The sequence below is a fragment of the Acinetobacter sp. WCHA45 genome (assembly GCF_002165255.2).
GTDB lineage: Bacteria > Pseudomonadota > Gammaproteobacteria > Pseudomonadales > Moraxellaceae > Acinetobacter.
This window is the reverse complement of sequence record NZ_CP028557.1, coordinates 1-7282: the sequence shown is the minus strand read 5'-3', so window position 1 is coordinate 7282 and position 7282 is coordinate 1. Positions and strand designations below refer to the sequence as shown.

Below are 7282 nucleotides of genomic sequence, written 5' to 3'. Positions count from 1 at the left end.
TTACTACACCTTTATTATACGTGGTGTTATTACACCATCATTAATCAATGGTGTAAATAGGTGACTTTTTGGTGTGGTATAGGTGACTTTTTGGTGTGGTATAGGTGACTTTTTGGTGTGGTATAGGTGACTTTTTGGTGTGGTATATCCCTTGTATATACTATAAATAAAGGCTTACAGCAGATCTAAAAGCATTTAAAAACTTAAAAATTATTAAAAGCATTGGGAATGAAAAATTGCCCTTGGTTTTCGCTACGCTCAAACTCTATTGAATCTCGCTTTCGCTCGATTCGTGGGGCAATTTTTTGGATCATTCTGTTGTGACTTTGAGAAAAAGCAAAGGCAAGAGCAAAAGCAACTCGGAATTCGCTTCGCTCATAAAGCTTTTTTACTCGCTATGCTCGATCTAGACTCAATTTTCTGCATTTGATTTACGCTTATTTAGGCTTCATAGCCTAAAAAGCTGTTTTTCAGAGAGGCGAGGCGCGAATTTTGGTGCTTCGCTCGTAGACACTCGCTCTATTCATCCCAATTAGAATTAAAATAGCCTCTATTTGACGCTCATTTGCGTTATTTGGCCTGATTACTCATTTAAACAGTAGATTCTATGTCCTATTAAAAAATTGGCTGAAATCGCATGTGAGAGCGTTTTAACTTGGGTTTTATTTTTGATCTGTAGGCTAGAGTTCCCGTTTATAGATTTTTTCCTTCGAAACACAATAGTCAGGATCTCTTTTGGCCAAGCACTATCTTTACTGTCAGTTAAGTCAATTAAATGGATTGGGAGCCGGTACATACCGGCAATTTTTGGTTCACACACCACGCATCTAAAGATAAAAGCTCCAAAGCCTTATGCTATAAGGGATACAGCGATTTTTCATCTGTCTGGAAAGCGTTTACGCTTTTAGCATGATTTTTATTATCTTTCATAGACTTAGCTGTAAACACTTTTTGTTGCGAATAAAGTGCAATATTTACTTACAAAACAATGAGATAGCTTGTAATCACCTTTGTTTACGTTTTTATGTAAATTTCTCTTTTTATATTAGATATTTAACCTGTAATCATTAAAACTTAACACAGTGTTTACTTATATTTGATAGTTACTTTTTAGAAATTAGGTGCTTAGATTGAAAACAAATTGTAGGAGTTTTTAATGAACAGTACTCGAACCGTAGCCGTCAGATTAGACAATCAAGTCGCACAAGAATATGAGCGTTTGGCTCAATTGAAGGGCGATAAACTCGGAACTTATTTACGGGATTTACTGACCAGTAATTTACAGATGGCCAGTATTGAACGGCAGGCCAGTCGGATTGAAACATTGGTGAATGATTTTGAAAAAAATATGAATCACTCTTTGACAACTTTTACTCAAGAAAATTGTTTTAAAGAGAAATATTATGAGGATTTTGGTGGCGTATACATGATGTTGATTGGCATCTTAATGAAGTTGAATATGGAAAAAGAAGATATACGCAATATGCAGGCCAGAGGTACAGCCTACGCCCAGAATAATTTTATTGGGAGTCAAAAATATGACTAATATTATTCAGCTTTCTAAACCTTGCGCTTTCTGTGATTCAAGGGAAAACGTGCAGCTTTTTGCAGGACTGATGCTTTGTGGTAATTGTCAGGGCAATATTCGGATTACCAATCCTGGCATGTTTGAGGCCAATGATCAGATTGAACAAAAAAAACAGAGTTAATCTGGTTTTTAATAAAGTACTCTATTTTTATGTACGAAAAATTCTTTGGATTAATTATACAAGTTGTAACAACTTATATTATTATGAAAAAGAAGAAGATTATATTTAATTTATAATAAATGTATAATTATTGCTCGATAATATTAATGAGAGAAATATGGCAGGTTCACGTTCATGTTCTGTTCTTTATACAGCTTTTGATGTACAGATTTTTTCTGACGAGGTTTCAACAAAGACATATATAGATTTGTTTTTGGATCTAAGTGGGAATCTTCGTGAAGTACCTTTGCAAGCTCGTTCCAATTACGTAAAGTTTGACAGTATAAAGCCTTTAAATGAAGATAAATTAGAGCATGGCTTTAGATGTGAGATCTTTAAAAGTACTGGGCTTACCAGCAATTTTAGAGACACGGTAGAATCTCAAAATGTAAAATTAGATACTAATAGATATATTCCGACAAACTATAAAGCAAACCCTAAAGATTTTAGCGCTGTTTTCTATCCATCGGAAAGAAAAATTATTTGTGAATTATCTTTTAAAAAGAATAAAACAGCGCATGCAATTGTTGAAGAATTTCTTAAGAAATTAGTTAATACACCTACGCTAAATAATAAGTTTAAGCGAATTGAAATAACGCCAATTTATGAAAAAATTACGGCTGATGATATTAATCATAATAAAACACTGACTTACGTTGAAGCAGTTATAAATAATATTCCTGATTCTTTTGATGATCCAAATATAGTTTTATCTGATAAAGATAGAATTTTCTTAAAAAGTCTGGCGGATAGTAATTTAGAGTCCTATTCTCAGGTTCTTAAAAGTAAAAAAACAAAGTTTTTAGAACTAACTGATCTAAATAAAGATTTTATTAGATTAGCCATAGAATATGGATTTGTAAAATTTCATTATAAAAATATTGATAGTTTAACAGAAAAGAAAAGTACACTTAATATCTCACCATTTACGAAACGTCTAAAAATCTTTCCAGAAGAAGTTTATGGGGATTTCTTAATACGAGAAACGAGAAAAATAGCAGAACATCTTGCTTAAGAAAAAACTTTATCCATAAAACGTAACTTCCTAGTCTATTAATTAAATGGACTAGGTGAGTCTTATCTTATGTAAAATCACAAAAAGCGTCTACAGAAAAAAAACTTAGCGAGTGTCTACGAGCGTCACAATAATAGATGGATTATCCTTCCCTGATTACGCTTTTAAAAAAAGTAGTTCAATATGAATTAAACTCCTTTCCCCTAAATCCCCATACCATGAAACTTTGAATATAGACATTGAGTTATATCTTTGAATATAAACATTGAATTATATCTTTGATATAACTTTGAACCCCCTATTTGTTTAATTTTTAACCAGAACTTTCTTCACTTTCTATTTTTTGTACTAATTCTCTATCAAACTTCGATTGCTCTTTTACTCTATTTTTACTATAAGGATTTTTTGTTCTATATTTCAATCTGAACATTGGTTTAATTGAAGCATTTGCATAGTCATTATCTACAAAGCCATACGCTGTTCTCCTTGTATCACTCCCCTTATTGGATATACTTTTCAGAGCGATCATTCGCTCATCATTATCTCTAAACCAACTTAAAATATTATCTGCTATCTTTTTCTGTGACTCATTGAATAGCTCATACATGAATATTCGTTCATCATCTAAGGAATCATCAGGAGCATCTGACATAAAAAATACAGGTTCAACTAATTTCATATCCCATAAAGGACGGAATATTATCCATGCTCCACGCTCATTTAGTTTTGGGCAATATTCAGTTGTAAAGAAACTCTTTTGGCGTTTTCCTGTACCCGTAGTACTGGTTGTACCAAACGTACCAAAATTTGTATTACTTGATGTAAACCACTGATAATCTAATTTTAGAAGATTGTATTTATTATTGATCTTAGTTACGAGCTTGGTTTCTAATTTATCTATTCCTTCATATGGCGCAGCATGAATAATTTTTTGAGAAATACATCCTGTTTCTTTCATGTCTTGAAAAAAATATAAGCGAATAAAGTAGTAGAGTAGACGTTTGTCATTCCTTTTTTTAAGTCTATTAACTGGTGAACTTTCACCTTTAACTCCTACAATCAAACTATTGGGTAGCCAAATATAATCACCTTGCTCATTAGTAGTATTTTTAACTTCATACTCAGGTCTATCGCCTGCTTTCAATACTGGTTTTATAACTTTAACAAATCCATAACTTATTAAGTTATTAAGAGCTTTTTTTGCAGGAATATCAGTTAATCCGATGTATTTTTTAATCGAATTTATACTCCAAGTGCTTTTAATATGTTCGCCATCTGTTCCACATGATAAAGATAAAAAAACAACCATTTCATTGATTCCACAGTTCTCATGTTCATAGATGTCTTGCCAGACTCCTAATCCAACTGTGAATAGTCCATTTTGACCATATGCAAATCTATTTTTAGTTTTCTCTACTTGTTCAATAGAATTCATAACCTATATCCATTAATTCTTGGAAAGTAATTTTTGAATACACTATATGTTGTGTTTACTTTTTAAAGTATACACTATATATTGTTTTAATGGGTATTAGTGAGAAAAAATCATGTCGAATAATTCGAAAAAAACTTCTAGTAACGTAGCATCTAAAGCATCAGATATTTTGAGGAATCCATCCTCTTCCGCGATAGCTAAAAAACTGTCAGCTTCTGCTTTAGCTCAAACTAAAACAGATAAGCAAACAGGAAAAGATATGGAAACTACAGCATCTGCTGTATTAAAAAGTAATAAATACAGTGCTGATACTAAAGAAATTGCTGCTTCTCTTTTATCTCAATCAAATAAAGATCGTTAAGTTTTAAATTAATATCTTATAAAATTAAAATTATACGAATTATATAAAATAAAAAAGCTCTCATAATTGAGAGCTTTTTTATTTCAATTGTAAAATTAATGACAGCTTAGAAGTTTTTCTGCACCAGCTGCTAGAAATGCTGAACGAGATTTATATGTCTTATCCTTAGAAACCTTTTCATCTATTAAATGAATAAGCCTTTGAGGTAAAGAAACATTAACTTTTTCAGTTTTTCCAAGATATCTAGATATATCTAAATCAACAAGAAACCATGCACAGCCTTCATAAAGAGGATCATTTACATATTTAGCTAGATCTTGTGCTGTAGGAATAGCTTCTTCGGCAGACGCCAATAATTCTAGATGAATACTAATAGCTTCTTTAACATTTCTAATAGCTTCATCTAAAGTATCTCCGGCAGAAAAGCATCCAGGAATATCCGGTACGATTACGCCAAAACTCTGATCTTCAGAACCTTGTTCTATCGCAATAGGAAAAAACATAATGTCCTCCTAGATATACTTACAATATAATTTCATATTAATAGATTGATATTTATTTAAATATAATAAATATCAAATCGCCTTTTTCTAGAACCTAGTATAAATCTTTGGGCCATGATAATTCCTCGTAAAGTGTGTATAAGTTTTAGATGACTCTCATTTAGGGTTAGTAGAGCGGGTCAAATTAGACCCGCTGCTTTCAAAATGCATTTTAAAGTTTTAGGTGGATAGTCCTTTTGAGGAGCGGGCACAGTCACTGTTCCTTTCTTCGTAGGGTGCTGAAACTGGTGGTGGCTACCACTGCATCGCACTTCTTCCCAACCGTCATCCTTAAGCATCTTGATGAGTTCTCTACTATTCATGAGATATTCACCTAGATAAAAAAGTTGAAATAATCATACCTCTAGGGTTATAAAATGTCAATAACCCTAGAGGTATGATTTTCGGAAATTGTAAACCTGATTTTTAATGATATTTCTAAAGCTTTTCTAAAATTAACATAATGCACGTTATACGAAATGCGTTATAATTATCTATAGAAATCAATGCTGTAGTTTCTAGTTTATAGCCCGAACATCCCTGTTCGGGCTTTTTTCATGATTTTTCACGTTCCACGCTTATTCTTTGATCAATGTTTCACAACTTTGATTAGTACACCTAAATAAGCCTCTTAGCCATTCGGCAAGAAAAACCGGCTTAACCATCCTCTTTTCGGCTGTTCCGGTTCAACCTGCTCCGGCACCGGAATACGCTTATTTTCAGTCGCATCCTGAGTAGTCAATCCGTCATGTTTAGGCTCAGTTTCTGGCCGAGGATCCGTTGCTATATCTTGGCTAGATTTCTGATCGGTAAACGTAGTTATATTGGTTTTTGGGGCTTCTAGCAGTCGTTGTATAGCTTCTATTTGATTGTCTTTTGCTTCTAGCTGTTCTCGTTGGAAAACTTCTCGCTCATGTGCAAGTTCTAGCTGTTTTTTTAGTATGTCTACCTGCTGTTTTAGCATGTCTACTTCTGTCTCTTTTTGTACCGCAGTAGACTGTAATGGGGTTACATTATTATTTTTATTAGATGGTTCGCCAAATACTCTTATGGCTTCAGATAAATCTATTTTCCCATCACTATTTTTTGATAAATCTCCTTTATTTATACGCTTATAAATACTTTGTCGATTCATCCCATAAAGTTGTGATAACTCAATAACAGATAGTGCTTTCATTATGTAACCCAAGTAAAAATCTGTATGCTTGTAGACAATAATTAATCATGTAACGTTACATCAGTATTTTAACGATAGCCAACTTTTTCAAGATAAGGATGTAATTCTTGAAACTTAGCAGGATCTTGAAGCATTTCAGCAATTCTTATTGCAAACTGTTGATAGCTTTCAGTGCCCTGAGAGTATTTCCCCATTTCAGGTAATTCCGAAAGCTTGTTAGCAAATAAGTGGCGTTGAGCATCTGTTATTCTGGAAAAAATATCTAATGTATTGGGATCTTTCTTACGTTCTATTGCTTTGTTCGGATTTCTTTTTTGTTTGAAGCTAAAAGAGAACCCAGAAATAGAGCGACCTTCTTTATGCTGTTCAACTTTAACGATGATATCTGTATGTTCATTTATTTGTTTGACTGCTGCTTCAAGTACACGTCGTTTAAATGTATCTAGTCTTGGGTAATCATCTGAAGTTAAGCCAAGCTTCGAACGAAAGTCAGAAACTTCAAATATAGGAGTGTTACCGACTTCACGCCATGCTATAAGCAACTCATAGAGTCGAATGGCATATTTTCCTGTTAATTGGGTAACTTGTTTTAACTGATAACTTGTAAATTGTTTTTCTAAACGTGTAATTAAAGGGACTACATCCATTGTAAAAGTAACCTCTAAGGTTGCAGCATCATCAATATAAGAAATATTTTGAACCCATCGAGAAATTACTTTCTTTGATTTTCCTGTTTTTTCATCAATTGTTTGGTAGCTAAACTGTCTACCAAAAAGGTTAGTAACTGCTGTTTTTAGGGCTTTGTAGGCGGCATGCTTACTAACATTAAATCTGCTCATATAGTCACTGGCATGGATCCGTAGCCTAGTGTTTGCATCAATCCCTGTTTTTGTTTCTCTTGCTTGTAAGATAGCCAGTAGAATTAACCGTTGTTCTACGGTATCTAAATTATAACTCGCATTAATTAAAGCATTATCTTTTACTATTAATTCACTGGTAGGCAT

At 33.0% G+C, this 7282-nt stretch carries 9 protein-coding genes; 4 read left to right on the top strand and 5 right to left on the bottom strand.

Annotated features, from left to right (window positions below):
• Positions 1-1156 precede the first annotated feature (1156 nt).
• The 3 genes from CDG55_RS00090 to CDG55_RS00085 all read left to right on the top strand — a co-directional run bounded on the left by CDG55_RS00090 (position 1157) and on the right by CDG55_RS00085 (position 2763).
• Positions 1157-1546 (top strand): hypothetical protein, encoded by a 390-nt coding sequence (locus CDG55_RS00090; protein WP_087537509.1) that lies wholly within the window; start codon positions 1157-1159, stop codon positions 1544-1546.
• Positions 1539-1709, top strand: a complete 171-nt coding sequence (locus CDG55_RS15290; protein ID WP_171287502.1) for a hypothetical protein — start codon at positions 1539-1541, stop codon at positions 1707-1709. The genes CDG55_RS00090 and CDG55_RS15290 overlap by 8 nt, the downstream gene beginning before the upstream one ends.
• A 157-nt stretch (positions 1710-1866) precedes the next feature.
• A complete protein-coding gene (locus CDG55_RS00085; RefSeq protein ID WP_087537510.1) occupies positions 1867-2763 on the top strand; it encodes a DUF4747 family protein in 897 nt (298 codons plus the stop codon).
• Between the two features lie 313 nt (positions 2764-3076).
• Here the strand turns inward: CDG55_RS00085 and CDG55_RS00080 are convergent, their stop codons facing one another.
• A complete protein-coding gene (locus CDG55_RS00080; protein WP_087537511.1) occupies positions 3077-4198 on the bottom strand; it encodes a hypothetical protein in 1122 nt (373 codons plus the stop codon).
• A 112-nt stretch (positions 4199-4310) separates the two neighbouring features.
• On the opposite strand from CDG55_RS00080, the gene CDG55_RS00075 reads away from it, so the two are divergent.
• Entirely contained in the window at positions 4311-4559 is a 249-nt protein-coding gene (locus CDG55_RS00075; protein ID WP_000069817.1) for a hypothetical protein, read from the top strand.
• Between the two features lie 95 nt (positions 4560-4654).
• Here CDG55_RS00075 and CDG55_RS00070 read toward each other — a convergent pair whose 3' ends face one another.
• The 4 genes from CDG55_RS00070 to repM all read right to left on the bottom strand — a co-directional run bounded on the left by CDG55_RS00070 (position 4655) and on the right by repM (position 7282).
• Positions 4655-5062 carry a type II toxin-antitoxin system HicB family antitoxin gene (locus CDG55_RS00070; protein WP_000465963.1) on the bottom strand — a complete coding sequence of 136 codons (408 nt, stop codon included), beginning with the start codon at positions 5060-5062 and terminating at the stop codon, positions 4655-4657.
• A 179-nt stretch (positions 5063-5241) separates the two neighbouring features.
• Positions 5242-5424 (bottom strand): type II toxin-antitoxin system HicA family toxin, encoded by a 183-nt coding sequence (locus tag CDG55_RS00065; protein ID WP_001088452.1) that lies wholly within the window; start codon positions 5422-5424, stop codon positions 5242-5244.
• A gap of 308 nt (positions 5425-5732) precedes the next feature.
• Positions 5733-6278, bottom strand: coding sequence for a plasmid replication DNA-binding protein (locus tag CDG55_RS00060; protein ID WP_087537507.1), 546 nt, complete (start codon positions 6276-6278; stop codon positions 5733-5735).
• Between the two features lie 68 nt (positions 6279-6346).
• The gene (repM, locus tag CDG55_RS00055) at positions 6347-7282 is read right to left on the bottom strand and encodes a replication initiation protein RepM (RefSeq protein WP_087537508.1); all 936 of its coding nucleotides are present in this window, start codon (positions 7280-7282) and stop codon (positions 6347-6349) included.